Source organism: Nocardioides taihuensis, from assembly GCF_042657275.1.
GTDB lineage: Bacteria > Actinomycetota > Actinomycetes > Propionibacteriales > Nocardioidaceae > Nocardioides > Nocardioides taihuensis.
The window spans coordinates 26,149-47,278 of sequence record NZ_JBHSKD010000030.1; the positions used below are offsets into that span (position 1 = coordinate 26,149).

Sequence of the window (21,130 nt, forward strand, 5' to 3'; positions counted from 1 at the left end):
GGTCCACCACCCACGCAGCCACGCCCCCGCGAAAGGCCCGCGAATGAGCACCCTCCACAGTGACGTGCGCACCCTCAGCCGGGAGGCCTACACGTTCCTCTACCCGCTGGTCACGATGGAGATGACCCGACGGCGGATGACGAACCACCCCCGTGTCGAGGGGCAGGCCTACGGGCCGGCCAACCGCTTCCACCACGCCCGGACCTTCCCGCCGGCCGACTTCCGCGCCGTGGTGCGGCCGAACTTCGACACGCTCTACTCGTCGGGCTGGCTCGACCTGACCCGCGGGCCGGTGGTGATCGAGGTGCCGGACAGCGACGACCGCTACTTCATGGTGCCCATGCTCGACATGTGGACCGACGTGTTCGCCAGTCCGGGCAAGCGGACCACGGGGACCGGTCCGCAGCGCTACGTGGTCACGGCACCCGGCTTCGAGGGCCCGCTGCCGCAGGACGCCACCCACGTGGCCGCGCCCACGCCGTACGTCTGGGTGATCGGGCGGACCCAGACCGACGGTCCGGCGGACTACGAGGCGGTCGGCCGCTTCCAGGACGGGTGGTCGGTGACCGAGCTCGGCGAGCCGGTCGGGGACGCCGTCGATCCCGGGGTCGACACCGAGACCGAGCCGCTGCGGCTGGTCAACGGCTTGAGCGCCGTGGACTACTTCTCGCTCGCGGCGCAGCTGCTGCGGGTCGTCCCGACGCACCACAGCGACCACGACCAGCTCAGCCGGATGGCGCTGCTGGGCCTGGTGCCGGGGGAGGACTTCGACGCCTCCCGCTTCGAGGGCGCCGACCTCGCCGAGCTCGAGGCGGGGGCCGTCGACGCGCGGCAGACCCTGCAGTCCTCGCTGGGGGCGATCGGCCGCGCGGTGAACGGCTGGGTCGTGCCCGCGGACACGATGGGCGTGTACGGCAACTACTACCTCAAGCGCGCGCTGGTCACCCTCGTGGGTCTCGGCGCGAACCCCGCCGAGGACGCCGTCTACCCCGTCCTGCTCGCCGACGCCGACGGGCAGCCGGTCACGGGCGACGCGGCGTACGTGATCCACTTCGAGGCCGACCAGCTGCCGCCCGTGGCCGCCTTCTGGTCGATCACGATGTACGACGCGGAGGGCTTCCAGGCCGCGAACGAGCTCGACCGCTTCGCCATCGGCGATCGCGACGCGCTGACCTTCAACGCCGACGGGTCCCTGGACATCTACGTGCAGCACGCCCACCCGGGGCCGGACAGGGCGGCCAACTGGCTGCCCGCCCCCACCGGCCCGCTCGGCATCACGATGCGGCTCTACGCGCCGGCCGCCGAGGTGCTGACGGGCGCCTGGAACCCGCCTCCGGCGCGCCGCATCGGCTTGGGAGACACGCCGTAGGGCTCACCAGCCCAGCTCGCGCAGCCGGGCGTCGCCGATGCCGAAGTGGTGACCGACCTCGTGCACCACCGTGCGGCGTACCTGGTCGACGACATCGGCCTCGCTGGCGCAGATCGCACAGATCGAGCGACGGTAGATCGTGATCCGGTCGGGGAGGGCGCCGCTGTAGGAGGCGTTGCGACGGGTGAGCGGGACGCCCTGGTAGAGGCCCAGCAGCCCCGCCGGCCCGCGATCGTGCTGGACGGTCACCGCGACGTTGCTCATGATCCGGCCCAGCTCCTCGGGCAACGAGTCGAGCGCCTCGACCACCATCTCCTCGAAGCGCTCCGGCTCCACCTCGATCATGGCCCCAGTCTCCCTCGCGCCCCCTGACCCTCCGGCCATGGGCCGACCTCGTGCCGCCCGACGTGTCGGGGGCTGCGCCGGGCACACTGAGGCGATGGCAGCGGAACTCGACCTCACCCGCCTCCGCCGCGCGATCGCGGTGTCGCAGGCCGCCCGCGACCACGGCAACCATCCCTTCGGGGCCGTCCTGACGGGTCCGGACGGGGAGGTCGTGCTCGAGGCGGAGAACACCGTCACCACCGACGACGACCTGACCTGTCACGCGGAGACCAACCTCGTCCGGCTGGCGACGCGGGCGATCTCGCACGCCGACCTGGCGCGGCACACGCTCTACACCTCGTGCGAGCCGTGCGCGATGTGCGCGGGCGCCATCTACTGGGCCGGCATCGGCCGGGTGGTCTACGGGCTCTCGGAGGCCGGGCTCCTCGAGGTCGCCGGCGAGGACCCGGAGCACCCGATGCTGATGCACCCGTGCCGCGCGGTCTTCGAGGACGGCGGGCGCGAGACCACCGTCACCGGACCGCTGATCGAGGACGAGGCAGCGGCTCCGCACCGGGACTTCTGGAGCTAGGTGCTCTCGGCCATCCAGCCGGTGACAGTTGGCTGGGCGCGGGAGCTCCCCCGAGTGCGCTGTGGGATGGACAAGGGCTGGCGTGCTCGCGCGAGGGCGCCGGGCGCGGGTGCGATGCGCATGAAGCCGTGAGAGGCGTCGTCGTCGACGGTCCGGAGCCGGAACGCGGCGCAGGCGTTGCAGTTCTCGCCGGGCGCGATCTTGGAGTTGGCCAGCCGCGAATGGTCAACGACGAGGGCCGCACGAAGTCGTAGCCCGATCCCATGACCGGGCAACTCCTCGCCGCGGCCGTGGGCGCGCGCCATCCACGTCGTGGCCGGACGCAGCCGGCCGGGACGCGTCCCCCGGACATGCCTCTGGCCCCGCCCGTGGGCGGGGTGTGGGGCGGGGTGGTCAGGTGTGGCCGGATGTGGGGAGCAGGGTGGTGCCGGTGTGGTCGCGGCGCAGGTGCAGGCCGTGGGGTGTGCGCCAGAGGTAGCTGCCGGGACTGAGGGCGGTCAGCTTCCAGCGGCCGTGCGCCTTGGCGCGGTGGTGTCGGCGACACAGGGGCGCGGTGTTGTCGGTCGACGTCTCTCCACCGGACTCGAAGGGGTGGACGTGGTCGGTGTCGCAGCTCTGGGCGGGTCGGGTGCACCAGGGGAAGACGCAGGTGTGGTCGCGCAGGGTGAGGTGTTCCTTGATGCGGTCGGGGACCTCGTAGGCGTCGACGTGGATGTGGTCGTGGAGGTCGATGACGGGCTTGATGACGAGGTGGTCGGCGGTGCCGCACCAGGTGCGGATGGTGTCGGCGGTGACGGGGGTGTGGGTGGTGCCGACCCGGCCCAGCGGCTCGGCGCGGGGTCCCGAGGTCCGTCGGGTGGCTCCCGGGCCGTGGACCCCTCGCCGACCGACTCGGTGTTGCCCAACGACGCGAGGTCCGAAGCTCCCTGGGCGAGGGCTTCGTCGAGGGCGAGGGCGTCGGGGAGGTCGAGCTCGCCGTGCAGGGGCACGGTCCCGGCCAGGCTGGTGCGGGTGGTGTCGAGGTGGACCCCGCGGCGGTCGGTGGCCGCCTCGGTGCGGCGGGCGAGCTCGTCGGGGTCGTGGCGGGTGGCGGCTTCCTCGACGAGCCGGTCGAGGGCGGTGGGGCGGATCTGGTGGGCGACGGGGGCGAGGTGCCGGTCCACGTGGGCGGCAGCGGCGGGGGAGAGCCACAGGGTGGCCTCGGCGATCCGGCGGGCGCGCCAGGCCTGCAGGTCCCCGGCCATGACCCGGGCCCAGACCCTGGGGAGGCGGTAGCGCAGCCCGATCGCGGCACCGAGGTAGGCGGCACCCCAGTCCGATGACATGCCGAGGGCGGCGGCGAACTCCAGGACGGAGAACTCCAGGATCCCGGGTGCACCGGGTCCGGCGAGGGCCTTCACGGTGTCACCCCAGGTGGACTCGGCGGGGTCCAGGGCCGCTTCGGAGTGCATGGCCGCCCACTGCGCCGCGGCCCGCAGGATGTCGGCCTCGGCGGCGTCCGCGGCGGCACGGCGCTCGCGCAGGAATCCCAGGACCTCGACCGGGGAGTCGGTCGCCAACGTGGACCCGCTGCCACGGTCACGTCCGTGGTCGAGAGTGGTGTCCCGAGAGAGGTCCGGCATGGGTCCACTCAAGCAGCGACCACCGACAGGAACCCCGGCAAACAAGAGGGTTCACACAGTCCCTCACCTCAAGATTCGATCAGATTCTCGGGGCGTCTTTCGGGCGGTGACCACGAGGGTCGGCGAGCGACAGCGTGAATCGATCCCGCGAGAGCCGGCGACGGCGCCGGCCCCGACACGCCCGCCCGACGACGCGGAGGCCCCGCCTACCCCGCAGGCGTGATCACACGGATGACCGAGTTGAAGGTGTCGGCGATGATCAGGCGGCCGTTCGCGTCCACGGTCAGGCCGCGCGGGTTGTTGAAGTGGGCCGCCGAGGCCGGGCCGCCGTCACCGCTGAAGCCGAGCGTCGAGCCTGCGATCGTCCGGATCGTGCCGGTCACCAGGTCGACGCTCCGGATGCGGTGGTTGCCGGAGTCCGCGACGTAGAGGATGCCGTCGCCGTCGAGGGCCACGCCCCGGGGCTTCCTGAGCTGGGCGGAGGTCGCCGGCCCGCCGTCACCGCGGAAGCCCCCCACGCCCGTCCCTGCGACGGTCGTGATGATCCCGGAGGAGGCGTCGACGCGTCGTACGACGTTGTTGCCGGCGTCGGCGATGTAGATGTTGCCGACCGAGTCGATCGCGAGACGTTGCGGTGAGTTCAGCTGCGCCGCCAGCGCGGGGCCTCCGTCCCCGGAGTAGCCGGTCGTGCCCGTCCCGGCCACGGTCGTGACGATGCCCGTGGTCAGGTCGACGCGGCGTACGCGGTCGCTGAGGTCGGCGACGTAGAGGTTCCCGCCGAACAGTGCGACCGACTTGGGGTTCTTCGCCTGGCTGCGGGTTCCGAGGATGCCGTCGGCCCCGATGCCGGAGACGCCCGTGCCGAGGACGGTGGTGATGATGCCGGTGGCGGGGTCGATGCGCCGGACCCGGTGGTGGTTCGAGTCCGCGATGAAGACGGTTCCGTCGTCGCCGACGGTCACGTCGTGGGGCCACTTGAGGGTCGCCCGGACGGCGAGCTGGTTGTCGCCGTTGAAGCTCGCGCCTCCGGTGCCGGCCACCGTGGTGATGACGCCGGTCACCGGGTCGATGCGGCGGATGCGCTGGTTGTACGTGTCGGCGACGTAGACGGACCCGTCCGGGCCGATCGCCGTGTCGCGGGGGAGGTTCAGTGCCGCGGCGAGGGCGGGGCCTCCGTCGCCGGACATCGTGGCGCTGCCGGTCCCGGCCAGTCGGGAGATGACGTCGGTCGGCTCCACCGCGTTCGCGGCGACCGACGGCACCAGGGCCACGACGAGGAGCGCTGCGAGAGACACGAGCAGGCGAGGGGTCCGGGATCGGCCGGGGTCGGAAGGCTGTCTGGTGCCCAGCATCGGCGCTCTCCCTGCGCAGGACGCCCCGCTTCGGACCCGAAGGGGCGCGGTGCCCGGAACGTACTGCCGTGGACGGCGCTCCGGAAGGGACAGCGGCGGACTTACCGCGTCTGGGTGTAGTCCCCGCGGGCAACCACGTCAGCGCCCGCGCGTCGCGCCCCAGCCGTGCCAGCGGTCGACGACGAGCCAGCCGTTGATGCGGGGCGACTCGCGGTTGCGGTAGGCGTCGCCGGTGTAGTGACGGGCCAGGCGGTCGATGCCGGCGAGGTCGGGGTCGTCGGAGAGGTCGACGACGCGGCCGACGAGGGAGACGTGGGTGTACCAGCCCGCCTCGTCGAGCACCGTGAGCGAGGCGCGGGGGTCGCGACGCAGGTGCTTCACCCGGGCCCGGGTGTGGTCCATGTTGAGCAGCACCCGGTCGTCGTCCTCGAGGAGGTACCAGGTCGCGACCGAGACCGGCGAGCCGTCGGAGCGCAGGGTGCTGACCACCGCCGGGTTGGGCTTGAGCAGCAGCTCGCGGACGTGGTCGGGGAACGGGAGGCGGGCCATGCGGCCAACCTAGTCATCGGCCGGCAACGACACCGGGGTGCCGGTTGGCCGACAGCGTCGACGGGGAGGTACTGTGCTCGCGATCGACATCCTTTAACGAGCCGTCCCGTGAGGCGGAGAAGGAGGTCCGGCACGCTGATGCCTGCCACCGCCGACAGCACCACCGCAGGACGCACCGTCCTCGACGCCCGTGACATCGACCGGGCACTCACCCGCATCGCCCACGAGATCCTCGAGCGCAACAAGGGCGCCCGCGACCTCGTCCTCCTCGGCATCCCGAGCCGCGGCGTGCCGCTGGCCCAGCGGATCGCCGCCAAGATCACCGAGGTCGAGGGGTACGACGTGCCGGTCGGCTCGCTCGACGTCACGATGTACCGCGACGACCTGCGCCGCGGCCCGGCCCGCGCGCTGCTGCACACGGAGGTCCCGGAGGAGGGCATCGAGGACCGCACCGTCGTGCTGGTCGACGACGTCCTCTTCTCCGGCCGCACCATCCGCGCGGCGCTCGACGCGCTCAACGACATCGGACGGCCCACCGCCGTCCGGCTCGCCGTGCTGGTCGACCGCGGCCACCGCGAGCTCCCGATCCGCGCCGACTCCGTCGGCAAGAACCTGCCCACCTCGCTGGTGGAGCGGGTCCGCGTCAGCCTGGCCGAGACCGACGGCGTGGATGCCGTGGTCATCGAGGGAACCACCGAGGGGAGTGCGTCGTGAAGCGCCACCTGCTGTCCGCCGCCGACCTGAGCCGCGACGACGCCGAGCTGGTGCTGCGCACCGCCGAGGAGCTGCGCAGCCTGGCCGACCGCCCGATCAAGAAGCTGCCCGCCCTGCGCGGCCGCACCGTGGTCAACCTCTTCTTCGAGGACTCCACCCGCACCCGGATCTCCTTCGAGGCCGCCGCCAAGCGGCTCAGCGCCGACGTCATCAACTTCTCGGCCAAGGGCTCCTCGCTGTCCAAGGGCGAGAGCCTCAAGGACACCGCGCTGACGCTCGAGGCCATGGGCGCCGACGCCGTGGTGATCCGCCACGGCGCGTCCGGCGCCCCGCACCGGCTGGCCCACTCCGGGTGGGTCCGCTCGAGCGTGGTCAACGCCGGCGACGGCACCCACGAGCACCCCACGCAGGCGCTGCTCGACGCCTTCACGATGTGGCGCCACCTCGGCGGTCCGACGGGCGGCCTCGACGGCCGCCGGGTCGCCATCGTCGGGGACGTGCTGCACAGCCGGGTGGCCCGCTCCAACGCCCTGCTCCTGCGCACCCTCGGCGCCGAGGTCACCCTGGTGGCGCCGCCGACGCTGCTGCCGGTCGGGATCGACTCCTGGCCGGTCGAGACGTCGTACGACATCGACGCGGTGCTGCCCAAGGCCGACGTCGTGATGATGCTGCGCGTCCAGCGCGAGCGGATGAACGGCGGGTTCTTCCCGACCGCGCGCGAGTACTCCCGCCGCTACGGCCTCGACGGCCGCCGGATGGGCATGCTCCAGGACCACACGATCGTCATGCACCCCGGCCCGATGGTCCGCGGCATGGAGATCACCGCCGACGTCGCCGACTCCGACCGCTCGGTGATCGTCGAGCAGGTCACCAACGGCGTCGCCGTGCGGATGGCCGTCCTGTACCTGCTGCTGGGCGGCCACGAGCCGGCCGGCTCCGAGCCCGAGGAGGCGTGATGACCACGACGTACCTGATCAAGGACGCCGCCCTGCTCGGCGGCGACCCGGTCGACCTGCTGCTCGCCGACGGCGTGGTCAGCGAGATCGGCGCCGGCCTCACCGCACCCGAGGGCGCCGAGGTCGTCGACGCGACCGGCCTGGTCGCGCTCCCCGGTCTCGTCGACCTGCACACCCACCTGCGCGAGCCCGGCCGCGAGGACGCCGAGACCGTCGAGTCCGGGACCCGCGCCGCGGCCCGGGGCGGCTTCACCGCCGTGCACGCGATGGCCAACACCGAGCCGGTCGCCGACACCGCCGGCGTCGTCGAGCAGGTCTGGCGGCTGGGCCGCGAGGCCGGCTACTGCGACGTGCACCCGGTCGGGGCGGTCACCGTCGGCCTCCAGGGCCAGCAGCTCGCCGAGCTCGGCGCGATGGCCGACTCCGCCGCCCGCGTGCGGGTCTTCTCCGACGACGGCAAGTGCGTCAGCGACGCCGTGCTGATGCGGCGGGCGCTGGAGTACGTCAAGGCCTTCGACGGCGTCGTCGCCCAGCACGCCCAGGAGCCGCGGCTCACCGAGGGCGCCCAGATGAACGAGGGCGAGCTCTCGGGTCGCCTCGGGCTCGCCGGCTGGCCGGCGGTCGCCGAGGAGGCGGTCATCGCCCGCGACTGCCTGCTCGCCGCGCACGTCGGCTCGCGCCTCCACGTCTGCCACGTCTCGACCGCCGGGTCGGTCGAGATCGTGCGCCAGGCCAAGGAGAAGGGCTGGAACGTCACCGCCGAGGCCTGCCCGCACCACCTGCTGCTCACCGACGAGCTCGCCGCGACCTACGACCCGATCTACAAGGTCAACCCCCCGCTGCGCACCCAGGCGGACGTCGAGGCGCTGCGCGCCGGACTGGCCGACGGCACGATCGACATCGTCGCCACCGACCACGCCCCGCACCCGCACGAGGACAAGGACTGCGAGTGGGCGGCGGCCGCCTTCGGCATGCTCGGCCTCGAGACCGCGCTCTCCGTGGTGCAGGCGACGATGGTCGACACCGGCCTGCTCGACTGGGCCGGCGTCGCGGAGCGGATGTCCCACGCGCCGGCGCGGATCGGCCGCCTCTCCGACCAGGGCCTGCCGCTCGAGGTCGGAGCCCCGGCCAACGTGGTGCTCTACGACCCGTCGCACCGCGGCACCGTGGACCCCTCGGAGTCGGCCTCGCTCTCGCGCAACTCGCCGTACGTCGGCATGGAGCTGCCCGGCCGCGTGGTCGCGACGTTCCTCCGTGGCCGTCCCACCGTCCTGGACGGCAAGCTGCAGTAGCCGTGACGACCCTCGCCGCGACCATGGACCGGGTGGCCACCGCCACCGGGTTCTCGGGCGTGGTCCGGGTCGACGTCGCGGGGGAGACGGTGCTCGAGCGCGCCTGGGGCCTCGCCGACCGGGCGTACGGCGTCTCGATGACGCCGGCGACCCGGATCGGTGTGGCCAGCGGCGCCAAGCCCCTGACCGCGCTGGCGGTGATGCGGCTGGTCGAGGACGGCGTGCTGTCGCTCGGCACCCGCGCCCGCGAGGTCCTCGGCGCCGACCTGCCTCTCGTCGACGACGCCGTGACCGTCGAGCACCTGCTGTCCCACCGGTCCGGCATCGGTGACTACCTCGACGAGGACGACCAGGACGACATGCTGGCGTACGTGATGCCGGTCCCGGTGCACCGGCTCGACGCGGCCGAGTCCTACCTGCCGGCGCTCGACGGCCACCCGCAGGTCTTCGCGCCCGGCACCGGCTTCGCCTACTGCAACGGCGGCTTCTGCGTGCTGGCGCTGATCGCCGAGCGGGTGTCGGGCGTGCGCTTCCAGGAGCTCGTGCGGCAGCAGGTGATCGAGCCGAGCGGGCTGACCGCCACGGCCTACCTGCGCTCGGACCAGCTGCCCGGCGACGCCGCCCGCGGCTACCTCGACGACGGGCCGCGCACCAACGTGCTGCACCTGCCGGTCGTCGGAGGTGGCGACGGAGGTGTCTACACCACTGCCGCCGACGTCCACGCCTTCTGGACGGCGCTCGACGGGGGGCGGCCGGTGACCCCCGGGACCCGCGACGAGATGTGGCGGTCGCGGGGGTTCCTCGACCGCACCGACCGCCTCGACGGCTACGGCCTCGGCTTCTGGCGGTGGGGCGATGCCGTGGTGCTGGAGGGGTACGACGCCGGCGCGTCGTTCCGTTCGGCCCACCTGCCGGGTCGTGCCAGCTGGTCGGTGCTGTCCAACACGACCGAGGGCGCGTGGCCCGTTGCGGCGGCGCTCGACGCCGTGCTGACCGACGGATCAGGCAGACCGGGCAGGGACGCGCCGTTGGACGTCCGGTGACGCCGGGAGTGATCCGTGGCATATTGCCCGCAACCTGACTACACCCCGGGAGGGCGTCCCCCATGCGCATCCGTCATCTCACAGCCGTCGGTCTCGTGGCACCGCTGTTCCTGCTCGCGGCCTGTGGTGGAGGTGACGACGGCAGCGCCAGCGAGGACACCACCAGCGACAGCACGGCGGCGGCCTCGGGCGACACGGTCTGCGCCCAGGGCGACGCGACCGACCTGCTCAAGCAGGTCTGCGACAGCGGCACGCTGACGGTCTCGACCGACCCGGCGTACCCGCCGCAGTCCTCGCTCAACGAGCAGACCGGGGAGTACGAGGGCTTCGACATCGACGTCGCGACCGAGATCGCGAACCGCCTCGGCGTCGACGTCGCCTGGGAGACCCCCGCCTGGGACGTGATCACGGCCGGCAACTGGAACGGCCGCTGGGACACCACCGTGGGCTCGATGACGCCCACCAACGACCGGCAGAAGGTCCTCTACTTCACCCAGCCCTACAACTACACGCCCGCCGTGGTGGTCGTGGCCGCCGACGACGAGTCGGTCACCGATCTGACCACCGACCTCGACGGCAAGTCGATCGGCGTCTGCAGCGGCTGCACCTACGACCAGTTCCTCACCAAGACGCTGGCCATCGACGGCTACGAGTTCGACTTCATCATCGACGACGCCGACGTCTCCGGCTACGACACCGACACCACCGCGCTGCAGGACCTCGCCAACGGCCGGCTCGACGCGGTGATCACCTCGGTGACGACGGCGCAGGGCTACATCGACGCCGGCAACCCGGTGAAGATCGTGGGTGACCCGGTCTTCTACGAGCCGCTGTCGGTGGGCTTCGACAAGAGCTCCGACCCGTCGTCCGAGAGCCTCTACGAGGCCGTCGACACGATCGTCGGACAGATGCACGAGGACGGTACGCTCACCCAGCTGTCGGAGAAGTGGTACGACGGCCAGGACCTGACGACCCAGCAGTGAGCGGCACCTGGGAGAAGGTCCAGCTCACCTCGGCGCGGGTCCCGTTCCGCCTGAAGGTCGCGGCCGTCTGGGTCGCGCTGTTCGCCGTGCTCGCCTTCTTCGGGAACGCGGCCGGCTTCGACACGCAGTGGATCCGCGACAACGTCCGCTACATCGCCGGCGGGCTGCGCTACACGATGTTCATGGCGGTGGGCGGCATCGTGCTGGCGATCGTGATGGCGCTGCTGGGGGCCCTCTCGCGGCTGTCGCGCAACCCGGTCGCGTACGGCATCGCCGGCTTCTACGTCTCCTTCTTCCGGGGCACGCCGCTGATCGTGCAGATGTTCCTGCTCTACCTCGCGCTGCCGCCGGTGGGGAAGAACCTCGCGGCGGAGTACGCCTGGCTGCCCGAGGGGTTCGACCAGACGCTGATCCTCGAGGCCACGACCGCCGGCGTCATCGCGCTCGGCCTCAACTACGGCGCCTACATGACCGAGATCTTCCGGGCCGGCATCCAGTCGGTGGCCGGCGGCCAGGGCGAGGCCGCCGACGCGCTCGGCCTGACCTACGGCCAGAAGATGCGCAAGGTCGTGCTGCCGCAGGCGTTCCGGGTGATCATCCCACCCACGGGCAACGAGTTCATCGCGATGATGAAGGACACCGCGCTGGTCTCCTTCCTCGGGGTGACGGCGGCGAGCGCCGAGATCTTCCGCCGCAGCCAGCTGGTCGGCAAGGCGGACTTCAAGAACCTCGAGGCCTACGTCGCGGTGGCGCTCATGTACTGGGGGCTCACGGTCATCTTCACGTTCTTCCAGGGCCGGCTCGAGGCGCGGATCGGTCGCGGGTACGACCGGACCCACGTCGCCAAGGCCATGCAGGCCGCAGCCGAGCAGGGCCAGCCGCACGCGGGGGGTGTCGCGTGAGCGACGACGTCGTGGTCCGCATCGAGGGCCTGCACAAGAGCTTCGGGCACCTCGAGGTCGTCCGGGGCGTCGACATGGAGGTGCGCCGCGGCGAGGTCGTGGTGATCTTCGGCCGCTCGGGCTCGGGCAAGTCGACGGTGCTGCGCTGCGTGAACTTCATCGAGGACCCGACCGCCGGCTCGATCGAGGTGTCCGGCATGCGGCTCGAGGGCGGCTACCGCACGCGCCGCAAGCGCGAGCAGGTGCGCCAGCTGCGCCTGCACGTCGGGATGGTCTTCCAGCAGTTCAACCTCTTCCCCAACATGACGGTGCTCGACAACGTCACCTGTGCACCGCGGTGCGCGGGCAAGGGCAGCAACGACGAGATCAAGAAGCGCGGCCTGGAGCTGCTCGAGCGGGTCGGCCTCGCGGACAAGTCGGCGGAGCACCCGATCCGGCTGTCGGGCGGCCAGCAGCAGCGCGTGGCGATCGCGCGCGCGCTGGCCATGGAGCCCGACGTGATGCTCTTCGACGAGCCGACGTCCGCGCTCGACCCGGAGCTCACCGGCGAGGTGCTGTCGGTCATGAAGACGCTCTCCACCGACCTGCACATGACGATGATGGTGGTGACCCACGAGATGGGCTTCGCCCGCGAGGTCGCCGACCGGATGGCGTTCTTCCACCACGGCAAGATCCTCGAGGAGGGTGTGCCCAGCGAGCTCATCGCGGCCCCGCAGCACCGCGAGACCAGCGCGTTCCTCGACGCCGTCCTGTGACCGGCCCGACCGGGCCGTGGATCCTCCGCAGCCCTGCCCGGGGGCGCTGATAGGGTCGGCTCCGGTCGAACATCCTTTAACGAGCCGTCCTGTGAGGCGGAGAAGGAGGTCGGCGTGCTGCAGCATGCCAACGATGCAAGCCCCGAGCCCCCCGGAGCGATCCTCGTCCTCGAGGACGGTCGCACCTTCCGCGGTGAGGCGTTCGGCGCCGAGGGCGAGACCTTCGGCGAGGCGGTCTTCTCCACCGGCATGACCGGCTACCAGGAGACGCTCACCGACCCGTCGTACCACCGGCAGGTGGTGGTGATGACGGCTCCCCACGTCGGCAACACGGGCGTCAACGACGAGGACCCGGAGTCCCGACGGATCTGGGTCGCCGGGTACGTCGTGCGCGACCCCGCCCGCCGCGTCTCGAGCTGGCGGGCCACCCGCAGCCTCGACGACGAGCTGCGCGACCAGGGCGTCGTCGGCATCTCGGGGATCGACACCCGCGCCCTGACCCGCCACCTGCGCGAGCGCGGGGCGATGCGGGTCGGCATCTCCACCACGGAGTCCGACCCGGCGGCGCTGCTCGAGCGCGTCCGCGGCTCCGCGGTGATGGCGGGCGCCGAGCTGGCCAGCGAGGTCTCCACGCCCGAGGCGTACGTCGTGCCGGCGGTGGGGGAGCGGCGGTTCACCGTCGCGGCCCTCGACCTCGGCATCAAGGCCATGACGCCGGCGCTGATGGCGCAGCGCGGCATCGAGGTGCACGTCCTGCCGGCCACGGCCTCGCTCGACGACGTGCTCGCGGTGCAGCCCGACGGCCTCTTCTTCTCCAACGGACCCGGCGACCCGGCGGCCACCGTCGGCCAGGTCGGGCTGCTGCAGCAGGCGCTGGAGCGCGGCCTGCCCTACTTCGGGATCTGCTTCGGCAACCAGCTCTTCGGCCGGGCCCTGGGCCTCGGCACCTACAAGCTCAAGTACGGACACCGCGGGATCAACCAGCCGGTGATGGACCGCACGACCGGCAAGGTCGAGGTCACCGCCCACAACCACGGGTTCGCGGTCGACGCGCCGCTCGACGGCGCCACCTCCACGCCCTGGGGCGAGGTGACGGTGAGCCACGTCTGCCTCAACGACGACGTCGTCGAGGGCCTCGAGCTCCGCGACGACGCGGGCCGGCTGACGGCCTTCTCGGTCCAGTACCACCCCGAGGCGGCGGCCGGGCCGCACGACGCGGCGTACCTCTTCGACCGGTTCTGCGACGTGATGGGTGGGGATCTCTGATGCCGAAGCGCACCGACATCCAGTCCGTGATGGTCATCGGCTCGGGGCCGATCATCATCGGCCAGGCGTGCGAGTTCGACTACTCCGGCACCCAGGCCTGCCGCGTGCTCCGGGCCGAGGGCCTGCGCGTGATCCTGGTGAACTCCAACCCCGCCACGATCATGACCGACCCGGAGTTCGCCGACGCGACCTACGTCGAGCCGATCACCCCGGGGTTCGTCGAGAAGGTCATCGAGAAGGAGCGCCCGGACGCGCTGCTCGCCACGCTGGGCGGGCAGACCGCGCTCAACACCGCGATGGCGCTGGCCGAGCAGGGCGTCCTCGAGAAGTACGGCGTGGAGCTGATCGGCGCCTCGATCGAGGCGATCGACCGCGGCGAGAACCGCCAGCAGTTCAAGAAGATCGTCGAGGACCTCGGCGGCGAGTGCGCGCGCAGCGCGATCTGCCACTCGATGGACGACTGCCTGGCAGCGGTGGAGGACCTCGGCTACCCGGTCGTCGTGCGCCCGAGCTTCACCATGGGCGGCACCGGCTCCGGCATGGCCCACGACGAGGCGGGGCTGCGCCGCATCGCCGGCGCCGGCCTCGCGGCCAGCCCGACCACCGAGGTGCTCCTCGAGGAGTCGATCCTCGGCTGGAAGGAGTACGAGCTCGAGGTCATGCGCGACACCGCCGACAACGTGGTGATCGTCTGCTCGATCGAGAACCTCGACCCGATGGGCGTGCACACCGGGGACTCGATCACCGTCGCTCCCGCGATGACCCTCACCGACCGCGAGTACCAGGCCATGCGCGACCTCGCGATCGGCATCATCCGATCGGTCGGCGTCGACACCGGCGGCTGCAACATCCAGTACGCCGTGAACCCGCGCGACGGCCGGCTGGTCGTGATCGAGATGAACCCGCGCGTCTCCCGCTCCAGCGCGCTGGCGTCGAAGGCGACCGGCTTCCCGATCGCCAAGATCGCCGCCAAGGTGGCGATCGGCTACACGCTCGACGAGATCCCCAACGACATCACGCGCGAGACGCCGGCGAGCTTCGAGCCCACGCTCGACTACGTGGTGGTCAAGGTGCCGCGGTTCGCGTTCGAGAAGTTCCCCGGCGCCGACCCCGAGCTGACCACGCACATGAAGTCGGTCGGCGAGGCGATGGCGATCGGCCGCAACTTCACCGAGGCGCTGCAGAAGGCGCTCCGGAGCCTCGAGAGCAAGGACGCCGTCTTCGACTGGCACCAGGAGTGGGTCGAGCTCGACAAGGAGCAGCTGCTCGAGGAGATCCGCACGCCGCACGACGGCCGGTTGCGCAAGGTGATGGACGCGCTGCGCGCCGGCGCGACGCCCGACGAGGTCTTCGAGGCCACCGCCATCGACCCGTGGTTCGTCGACCAGCTCGCGCTGATCAACGACATCGCGGGCCGCGTGACCGCCGCTCCGGAGCTCACCCCCGACCTGCTGCGCCTGGCCAAGCGGCACGGCTTCTCCGACGCCCAGATCGGCAAGATCCGGGGCATGACGCCCGACGTCGTGCGCGGCGTGCGGCACGCGCTCGGCATCCGCCCGGTCTACAAGACCGTCGACACCTGCGCGGCCGAGTTCGCGGCGGCCACGCCGTACCACTACTCGACCTACGACGAGGAGACGGAGGTCGAGCCGCGCGAGCGGCCGGCGGTGATCATCCTCGGGTCGGGCCCCAACCGGATCGGGCAGGGCATCGAGTTCGACTACTCGTGCGTGCACGCCTCGCTGGCGCTGTCGGCGTCGAAGGGCGGCGGCGACATCCCCGGGCAGGGCTACGACACCATCATGGTCAACTGCAACCCCGAGACCGTCTCCACCGACTACGACACCTCCGACCGGCTCTACTTCGAGCCGCTCACGCTCGAGGACGTCCTCGAGGTCGTGCACGCGGAGCAGCGGGTCGGCCCGGTCGCGGGCGTGATCTGCCAGCTCGGCGGGCAGACCCCGCTCGGCCTGGCCCAGGGCCTCGAGGACGCCGGCGTCCCGATCGTCGGCACCACCCCCGAGGCGATCCACCTCGCCGAGGAGCGCGGCGCCTTCGGGCGGGTGCTGCACGAGGCGGGGCTGCCGGCGCCCAAGCACGGGCTCGCCTCCTCGGCCGCCGAGGCGCGAGAGATCGCGGCCGAGATCGGATACCCGGTGCTGGTCCGCCCGTCGTACGTCCTGGGCGGGCGCGGCATGGAGATCGTGTACGACGACGCCGCGCTCGACGCCTACATCGAGCGCGCCACGCAGGCCAGCCCCGAGCACCCGGTGCTGGTGGACAGGTTCATCGACGACGCGGTCGAGATCGACGTGGACGCGATCTACGACGGCACCGACCTCTATCTCGGCGGTGTGATGGAGCACATCGAGGAGGCCGGCATCCACTCCGGTGACTCCTCCTGCGCCCTGCCGCCGATCACGCTCGGGGCGAGCGAGATCCGCCGGATCCGCGAGGCCACCGAGGCCATCGCCAAGGGGGTGGGGGTGCTCGGGCTGATCAACATCCAGTTCGCGCTCGGCGCCGACGTGCTCTACGTCCTCGAGGCCAACCCGCGCGCCTCGCGCACGGTGCCGTTCGTCTCCAAGGCCACGGCGGTGCCGCTGGCCAAGGCGGCAGCCCGCGTGATGATGGGGGAGTCGATCGCGGCGCTGCGCGAGGCCGGCGTGCTGCCGGCCACGGGCGACGGGGGCGACCTGCCCGGGGACGCGCCGATCGCGGTCAAGGAGGCCGTGATGCCCTTCAACCGGTTCCGTACGCCCGACGGCAGGTCCGTCGACACCGTGCTGGGGCCGGAGATGCGGTCGACGGGAGAGGTGATGGGCTTCGACGCCTACTTCGGCACCGCGTTCGCCAAGTCCCAGGCCGCGGCGTACGGCCCGCTGCCCACGTCGGGCCGGGTCTTCGTGAGCATGGCCAACCGCGACAAGCGGACCATGATCTTCCCGGTCAAGCGGCTGGCCGACCTCGGCTTCGAGATCCTCGCGACGGCCGGCACGGCCGAGGTGCTCCGCCGCAACGGCATCGACGCCCGGGTGGTGCGCAAGCACTTCCAGGGCACCGGGCCCGACGGCGAGCCCACCACCGTGCAGCTGATCACCAGCGGCGAGATCGATCTCGTGGTCAACACCCCGCACGGCTCGGCCAGCGGTGGCTCGCCGCGCGTCGACGGCTACGAGATCCGCACGGCCGCGGTGGGTGCGAACATCCCGTGCATCACCACCGTCCAGGGCCTCGGGGCCGCCGTGCAGGGGATCGAGGCGATGCGCGCGGGCGACATCGGTGTGCGCTCGCTGCAGGACTGGGCGCGCCGGTGACGCTGTACCGCTTCGCCTTCGACCACCTCGCGACCCGCACCGACCCGGAGCGGGCACACCACGTGGGCTTCGGCGCGATCCGCGGGGCCCGGCTGCCGCTGCGCGCCCTCGACGGTCTCGACCGGCACCGCCGGTCGCCCGCACCGGTCAGCGCGCTCGGGCTGACCTTCCCGCACCCGCTGGGGCTCGCCGCCGGCTTCGACAAGAACGCCGTGGGCATCGATGCACTGGCCGCCCTGGGCTTCGGCCACGTGGAGATCGGTACCGTCACCGGCGAGCCCCAGCCGGGCAACCCCCGGCCCCGCCTGTTCCGCCTGCCCGCGGACCGCGCGATCGTCAACCGGATGGGCTTCAACAACGAGGGCGCCGAGGTCGTCGCCCGGCGCCTGGCCGCCCGCGCCCGCGGACGGACCCCGGGGACCGGGCCGGTGCTCGGTGTGAACATCGGCAAGTCCAAGGTGGTCCCCGAGGCCGAGGCCTCGCGCGACTACGACAAGAGCGCGCGGCTGCTCGCGCCGTACGCCGACTACCTCGTCGTCAACGTCAGCTCCCCGAACACCCCCGGGCTGCGCGACCTCCAGGCCGTCGAGAAGCTCGAGCCGCTGCTACGCACCGTGCGAACCGCCGCCGACGAGGCGACCTCCGGGCGCACCTCGCCGGTGCCGCTGCTGGTCAAGATCGCCCCCGACCTCTCCGACGACGACGTGGAGGCGGTCGCCGACCTCGCCCTGGCGCTCGGCCTCGACGGCGTGATCGCGACCAACACCACGATCCGCCGCGACGGCCTGCGCAGCGACCCCGCGCTGGTCGAGCAGGCCGGAGCCGGCGGGCTCTCCGGGCCGCCCGTGCGCGATCGTGCGCTGGAGGTGCTGTGCCTGCTCCACGACCGGGCCGGCGACCGGCTGACGCTGGTCGCTGTCGGCGGCATCACCACGCCGGAGGACGCCCGCGCCCGCCTCGACGCCGGTGCCACCCTGCTGCAGGCCTACACCGCCTTCGTGTACGAAGGACCCCTCTGGCCGCGCCGCCTGGTGCGCGACCTCGCACGGACCCCGGGAGGCGTGCCGGCGTGACCTCGTCTGCTCACGCGCCCGTCCACGTCACGGCCGAGCTGCTGGTGACGCGGCGGATCGGTGCCCACCAGCACCTCACGGTGGTGGCGCCGGGGATCGCCGAGCGGTTCCGCCCCGGCACCTTCGTCGCAGTCTCCACCGGCCCCGGACGGCTGGCGCGCCGCGCCCTGTGGATCCACCGGGTGCGGCCCACGGCGGGCTACGGCGCGACGCTCGAGCTCGTGGTGCTGCCGTCGGGTCCCGGTACCCGCTGGCTCGCAGAGCTACCGGTGCGCAGCAGGTTCGAGGTGACCGGACCCCTCGGCCGGCCCTTCGCCCTGCCCACCGAGCCCGTCGCCTGCGTGCTGGTCGGGGAGGGGTACGCCGCGGCGCCGCTCTTCCCCCTCGCCGAGCGGCTGCGCGAGCGCGGCTGCGCGGTGACCATGGTCGTCGCGGGCCGCGACGAGGCGCACCTGCTCTCGGCGCTCGAGGCGCGGCGTACCGCCCGGGCGGTCACCGTGGTCACCGCCGACGGCTCCGTCGGGCAGCGGGGCCGGGCCGCCGACGTCGTCGCCGAGGTGCTGGCTGCGGCCGACGCCGAGGTCGTCTACGCGGGTGGGTCGGCCGAGACCCTGCACGCGGTCGCGGCGGCCGCCGAGGAGCACGGCGCCTGGAGCCAGACCGCACTCGAGCGCCCGGTCACCTGCGGCACCGGGCTCTGCCAGGGGTGCGCGGTGCCGGTGGTCGGAGAGGACGGAGCGCCGCGCACCGTCCGCGCCTGCGTCGACGGCCCGGTCTTCCGCGGCGACCGGGTGCGCTGGGCGCACCTCGACGCCGACCCCGCCGAGGAAGGGTCGCCGGCATGAGCGCCGTGGCAGCGATCGACGTCGGCGGCCTGGCGCTCCCCAACCCGGTGATGGTGGCCTCCGGCTGCGGCGGCACCGGCCGCGAGCTGCACGTCTTCGGGCCGGTGGGTGACCTCGGCGCCTTCGTGACCCGCTCGATCAGCGTGGCCGCACGGGCCGGCGGCCCCTCGCCCCGCATCGTCGAGACCCCCTCGGGCCTGGTCAACGCGATCGGCCTGCAGAACCCCGGCCTCGACCACTTCCTCGCCACCGAGCTGCCGTGGCTGGTGCAGCAGGGCGCGCGGGTGGTGGTCTCGGTCGTCGGTCGCTCGCTGGGGGAGTACGCCGAGCTGGCCCGCCGCCTCGGCCGCTCGCCGGGGGTGGCCGGCATCGAGGTGAACCTGTCGGTGCCCGACGCCGTCGGCTTCGGGGTGCTCGACGTGCGCGAGCCCTTCCACGCCGCGAGCGTCGTCGCCGCCGTACGCCGTGACGTGCCGCGCGACCTGCCGGTGCTGGCCAAGGTGCGCCCCGACCTCGCCCGCGCCGCGGAGAGCGCCCGGACCGCCCTCGACGCCGGCGCGAGCGCCGTGGTCGTCGGCAACGCGCTGCCCGCGGCGATGCCCGACGGCCGCCCCGGCGGCCTCAGCGGCCCCGCGATCCGGCCGCTCGCGCTGCGCTGCGTCGCCGAGGTGGCCGCCGCGCTGCCCGACGCCCCGCTGATCGGCGCTGGCGGCATCGCCGACGCCGACGACGTCCGCTCCTTCCTCGCCGCCGGGGCCGTCGCCGTGCAGGTCGGCACGGCCCTGCTGCACGACCCGACCACGGCCGCCCGCCTGGTCGCCGACCTCGCCTCGACCGCCACCACCCAGGAGCAGCCATGACCTTCGGGGACCGCCTCCACGCCGCCGTCGCGGACCGCGGCCCGCTCTGCGCGGGCATCGACCCCCACGCCGCCCTGCTCGGGGCCTGGGGGCTGGGCGACGACGTGGCCGGCCTGGAGTCCTTCGCGCTCGGCGCGACCGAGGCGATCGCCCCGCACGTCGCGGTGGTCAAGCCGCAGTCGGCGTTCTTCGAGCGCTTCGGCAGCCGGGGCGTGGCGGTGCTGGAGAGGGTGGTGGCCACCGCCCGGGAGGCCGGGGCGCTGGTCCTGCTCGACGTCAAGCGCGGCGACATCGGCTCGACCTCGCAGGCCTACGCCGACGCCTACCTCGACCCCGCGTCGCCGCTGGCCGCCGACGCGATCACCGCGAGCCCCTACCTCGGCTTCGGGTCGCTCACGCCGATGGTGGAGACCGCGCGCCGCCACGGCGCGGGCCTCTTCGTCCTGGCGCTCACCTCCAACCCCGAGGGCCCGGAGGTCCAGCACGCCACCGCGCCGTCCGGCCGCACGGTCGCCGGCACGGTGCTCGACCACCTGGGTGCGCTCAACGAGGGCGCCACCACGCTGGGCTCGTACGGCGCGGTCGTCGGTGCGACGGTGGGTGAGACGGGCGAGTCGTTCGACATCGGCGGGCCGCTGCTCGCACCCGGGTACGGCGCGCAGGGCGGCACCGTCGACGACCTGCGGAGGGTCTTCGGCGGCGCGGTGGGCCGCGTGCTGCCCAGCACCTCGCGCGACCTGCTCCGTCTCGGCCCCGACCCCGTGGCACTGCGCGACGGCGCGCTCCGGATCGCCGACGACCTCGCCGGGCTGGCCGGGTGAGCCGCACCCACCTCGCCGCGCTGCTCGCCGCCGCCCTGATGCCGCTGACGGCGTGCTCGAGTGACCAGGAGCAGTACTGCGACGCTGTCGAGGAGCACCAGACCGAGCTCAGCGACGTCGCCGCGCAGGGCGGACCCGGCGCCCTGCTCGAGGCGCTGCCGGTCTACCGCGACCTGCGTGACCGGGCGCCCGACGACATCCGCGACGAGTGGGACCAGGTGATCTCCAGCCTCGAGGCGCTCCAGCAGGCCCTCGACGACGCCGGCGTGCAGCCCGACGACTACGACCCGAAGGACACCTCCGTTCCGCGCGACGACCGCGACGCGATCGCCGCGGCCGCCGACGAGGTCGGTTCGGCCGAGACCGCCCGCGCCCTCGCCGGCGTCGAGCAGCAGGCCCGCGACGTCTGCCACACCCCGCTCTCGCTCTGAGGTCGGGTGTCGGTGAGATTCACCGCCTGGGCGGTGATTCTCGCGGTCCCGTCGCGAAGGTTCG

Annotated in this window: 20 protein-coding genes and 1 pseudogene; 16 read left to right on the forward strand and 5 right to left on the reverse strand. The window is 72.8% G+C overall.

Going from position 1 to position 21,130, the window contains the following annotated elements; all coding sequences use genetic code 11:
• Nucleotides 1–43 precede the first annotated feature (43 nt).
• Nucleotides 44–1,369, forward strand: coding sequence for a DUF1254 domain-containing protein (locus ACFPGP_RS23470; protein WP_378593978.1), 1,326 nt, complete (start codon nucleotides 44–46; stop codon nucleotides 1,367–1,369).
• Nucleotides 1,370–1,372: 3 nt separating this feature from the next.
• Here the strand turns inward: ACFPGP_RS23470 and ACFPGP_RS23475 are convergent, their stop codons facing one another.
• The gene (locus ACFPGP_RS23475) at nucleotides 1,373–1,714 is read right to left on the reverse strand and encodes a metallopeptidase family protein (RefSeq protein ID WP_378593979.1); all 342 of its coding nucleotides are present in this window, start codon (nucleotides 1,712–1,714) and stop codon (nucleotides 1,373–1,375) included.
• Nucleotides 1,715–1,808: 94 nt separating this feature from the next.
• Here ACFPGP_RS23475 and ACFPGP_RS23480 point away from each other — a divergent pair, with 94 nt between their 5' ends.
• Nucleotides 1,809–2,285, forward strand: a complete 477-nt coding sequence (locus tag ACFPGP_RS23480; RefSeq protein ID WP_378593980.1) for a nucleoside deaminase — start codon at nucleotides 1,809–1,811, stop codon at nucleotides 2,283–2,285.
• Nucleotides 2,286–2,678: 393 nt separating this feature from the next.
• Here the strand turns inward: ACFPGP_RS23480 and ACFPGP_RS23485 are convergent, their stop codons facing one another.
• From ACFPGP_RS23485 to ACFPGP_RS23500, 4 genes and pseudogenes are all read right to left on the reverse strand, one after another.
• Nucleotides 2,679–3,110: an HNH endonuclease signature motif containing protein gene (locus tag ACFPGP_RS23485; protein WP_378594050.1), complete on the reverse strand. Its 432-nt coding sequence runs from the start codon at nucleotides 3,108–3,110 to the stop codon at nucleotides 2,679–2,681.
• Nucleotides 3,111–3,211: 101 nt separating this feature from the next.
• Nucleotides 3,212–3,907 (reverse strand): annotated as a pseudogene (locus ACFPGP_RS23490) (DUF222 domain-containing protein); the annotation flags it as partial.
• Between the two features lie 206 nt (nucleotides 3,908–4,113).
• Nucleotides 4,114–5,202: an NHL domain-containing protein gene (locus ACFPGP_RS23495; RefSeq protein ID WP_378593981.1), complete on the reverse strand. Its 1,089-nt coding sequence runs from the start codon at nucleotides 5,200–5,202 to the stop codon at nucleotides 4,114–4,116.
• 195 nt (nucleotides 5,203–5,397) lie between these two features.
• Complete coding sequence (locus ACFPGP_RS23500; RefSeq protein ID WP_378593982.1) at nucleotides 5,398–5,808, reverse strand: PPOX class F420-dependent oxidoreductase; 411 nt, start codon at nucleotides 5,806–5,808, stop codon at nucleotides 5,398–5,400.
• 138 nt (nucleotides 5,809–5,946) lie between these two features.
• Here ACFPGP_RS23500 and pyrR point away from each other — a divergent pair, with 138 nt between their 5' ends.
• The 14 genes from pyrR (at nucleotide 5,947) to ACFPGP_RS23570 (ending at nucleotide 21,066) form a co-directional block, all read left to right on the forward strand.
• Nucleotides 5,947–6,522, forward strand: a complete 576-nt coding sequence (pyrR, locus tag ACFPGP_RS23505) for a bifunctional pyr operon transcriptional regulator/uracil phosphoribosyltransferase PyrR (RefSeq protein WP_378593983.1) — start codon at nucleotides 5,947–5,949, stop codon at nucleotides 6,520–6,522.
• Complete coding sequence (locus ACFPGP_RS23510; RefSeq protein ID WP_378593984.1) at nucleotides 6,519–7,478, forward strand: aspartate carbamoyltransferase catalytic subunit; 960 nt, start codon at nucleotides 6,519–6,521, stop codon at nucleotides 7,476–7,478. Before pyrR ends, ACFPGP_RS23510 begins: the two co-directional genes overlap by 4 nt.
• Nucleotides 7,478–8,770 (forward strand): dihydroorotase, encoded by a 1,293-nt coding sequence (locus ACFPGP_RS23515; RefSeq protein WP_378593985.1) that lies wholly within the window; start codon nucleotides 7,478–7,480, stop codon nucleotides 8,768–8,770. The genes ACFPGP_RS23510 and ACFPGP_RS23515 overlap by 1 nt, the downstream gene beginning before the upstream one ends.
• A 2-nt stretch (nucleotides 8,771–8,772) precedes the next feature.
• Entirely contained in the window at nucleotides 8,773–9,813 is a 1,041-nt protein-coding gene (locus ACFPGP_RS23520) for a serine hydrolase domain-containing protein (protein WP_378593986.1), read from the forward strand.
• A 62-nt stretch (nucleotides 9,814–9,875) separates the two neighbouring features.
• The gene (locus ACFPGP_RS23525) at nucleotides 9,876–10,796 is read left to right on the forward strand and encodes a transporter substrate-binding domain-containing protein (RefSeq protein ID WP_378593987.1); all 921 of its coding nucleotides are present in this window, start codon (nucleotides 9,876–9,878) and stop codon (nucleotides 10,794–10,796) included.
• On the forward strand, nucleotides 10,793–11,698 hold the full coding sequence (locus ACFPGP_RS23530) for an amino acid ABC transporter permease (RefSeq protein ID WP_378593988.1): 906 nt from the start codon (nucleotides 10,793–10,795) through the stop codon (nucleotides 11,696–11,698). Before ACFPGP_RS23525 ends, ACFPGP_RS23530 begins: the two co-directional genes overlap by 4 nt.
• Entirely contained in the window at nucleotides 11,695–12,453 is a 759-nt protein-coding gene (locus ACFPGP_RS23535) for an amino acid ABC transporter ATP-binding protein (protein WP_378593989.1), read from the forward strand. Before ACFPGP_RS23530 ends, ACFPGP_RS23535 begins: the two co-directional genes overlap by 4 nt.
• 114 nt (nucleotides 12,454–12,567) lie before the next feature.
• On the forward strand, nucleotides 12,568–13,719 hold the full coding sequence (gene carA / locus ACFPGP_RS23540; RefSeq protein WP_378593990.1) for a glutamine-hydrolyzing carbamoyl-phosphate synthase small subunit: 1,152 nt from the start codon (nucleotides 12,568–12,570) through the stop codon (nucleotides 13,717–13,719).
• Entirely contained in the window at nucleotides 13,719–17,036 is a 3,318-nt protein-coding gene (carB, locus tag ACFPGP_RS23545; protein ID WP_378593991.1) for a carbamoyl-phosphate synthase large subunit, read from the forward strand. Before carA ends, carB begins: the two co-directional genes overlap by 1 nt.
• On the forward strand, nucleotides 17,033–18,109 hold the full coding sequence (locus ACFPGP_RS23550) for a quinone-dependent dihydroorotate dehydrogenase (RefSeq protein WP_378593992.1): 1,077 nt from the start codon (nucleotides 17,033–17,035) through the stop codon (nucleotides 18,107–18,109). The genes carB and ACFPGP_RS23550 overlap by 4 nt, the downstream gene beginning before the upstream one ends.
• Nucleotides 18,106–18,954 (forward strand): iron-sulfur cluster-binding protein, encoded by an 849-nt coding sequence (locus ACFPGP_RS23555; RefSeq protein ID WP_378593993.1) that lies wholly within the window; start codon nucleotides 18,106–18,108, stop codon nucleotides 18,952–18,954. The genes ACFPGP_RS23550 and ACFPGP_RS23555 overlap by 4 nt, the downstream gene beginning before the upstream one ends.
• Nucleotides 18,951–19,814, forward strand: coding sequence for a nitronate monooxygenase (locus ACFPGP_RS23560; RefSeq protein WP_378593994.1), 864 nt, complete (start codon nucleotides 18,951–18,953; stop codon nucleotides 19,812–19,814). Before ACFPGP_RS23555 ends, ACFPGP_RS23560 begins: the two co-directional genes overlap by 4 nt.
• Nucleotides 19,811–20,635, forward strand: coding sequence for an orotidine-5'-phosphate decarboxylase (gene pyrF, locus ACFPGP_RS23565; RefSeq protein WP_378593995.1), 825 nt, complete (start codon nucleotides 19,811–19,813; stop codon nucleotides 20,633–20,635). The genes ACFPGP_RS23560 and pyrF overlap by 4 nt, the downstream gene beginning before the upstream one ends.
• Entirely contained in the window at nucleotides 20,632–21,066 is a 435-nt protein-coding gene (locus tag ACFPGP_RS23570) for a hypothetical protein (RefSeq protein ID WP_378593996.1), read from the forward strand. Before pyrF ends, ACFPGP_RS23570 begins: the two co-directional genes overlap by 4 nt.
• Nucleotides 21,067–21,130 lie beyond the last annotated feature (64 nt).

Excerpts from the sequence above, each read along its gene's own strand:
- pyrF (WP_378593995.1), top strand. The coding sequence starts at position 19,811 with ATGACCTTCGGGGACCGCCTCCACGCCGCCGTCGCGGACCGCGGCCCG.
- ACFPGP_RS23525 (WP_378593987.1), top strand. The coding sequence starts at position 9,876 with ATGCGCATCCGTCATCTCACAGCCGTCGGTCTCGTGGCACCGCTGTTC.
- ACFPGP_RS23515 (WP_378593985.1), top strand. The coding sequence starts at position 7,478 with ATGACCACGACGTACCTGATCAAGGACGCCGCCCTGCTCGGCGGCGAC.
- pyrR (WP_378593983.1), top strand. The coding sequence starts at position 5,947 with ATGCCTGCCACCGCCGACAGCACCACCGCAGGACGCACCGTCCTCGAC.
- ACFPGP_RS23470 (WP_378593978.1), top strand. The coding sequence starts at position 44 with ATGAGCACCCTCCACAGTGACGTGCGCACCCTCAGCCGGGAGGCCTAC.
- ACFPGP_RS23480 (WP_378593980.1), top strand. The coding sequence starts at position 1,809 with ATGGCAGCGGAACTCGACCTCACCCGCCTCCGCCGCGCGATCGCGGTG.
- carB (WP_378593991.1), top strand. The coding sequence starts at position 13,719 with ATGCCGAAGCGCACCGACATCCAGTCCGTGATGGTCATCGGCTCGGGG.
- ACFPGP_RS23560 (WP_378593994.1), top strand. The coding sequence starts at position 18,951 with ATGAGCGCCGTGGCAGCGATCGACGTCGGCGGCCTGGCGCTCCCCAAC.
- ACFPGP_RS23475 (WP_378593979.1), bottom strand. The coding sequence starts at position 1,714 with ATGATCGAGGTGGAGCCGGAGCGCTTCGAGGAGATGGTGGTCGAGGCG.
- ACFPGP_RS23500 (WP_378593982.1), bottom strand. The coding sequence starts at position 5,808 with ATGGCCCGCCTCCCGTTCCCCGACCACGTCCGCGAGCTGCTGCTCAAG.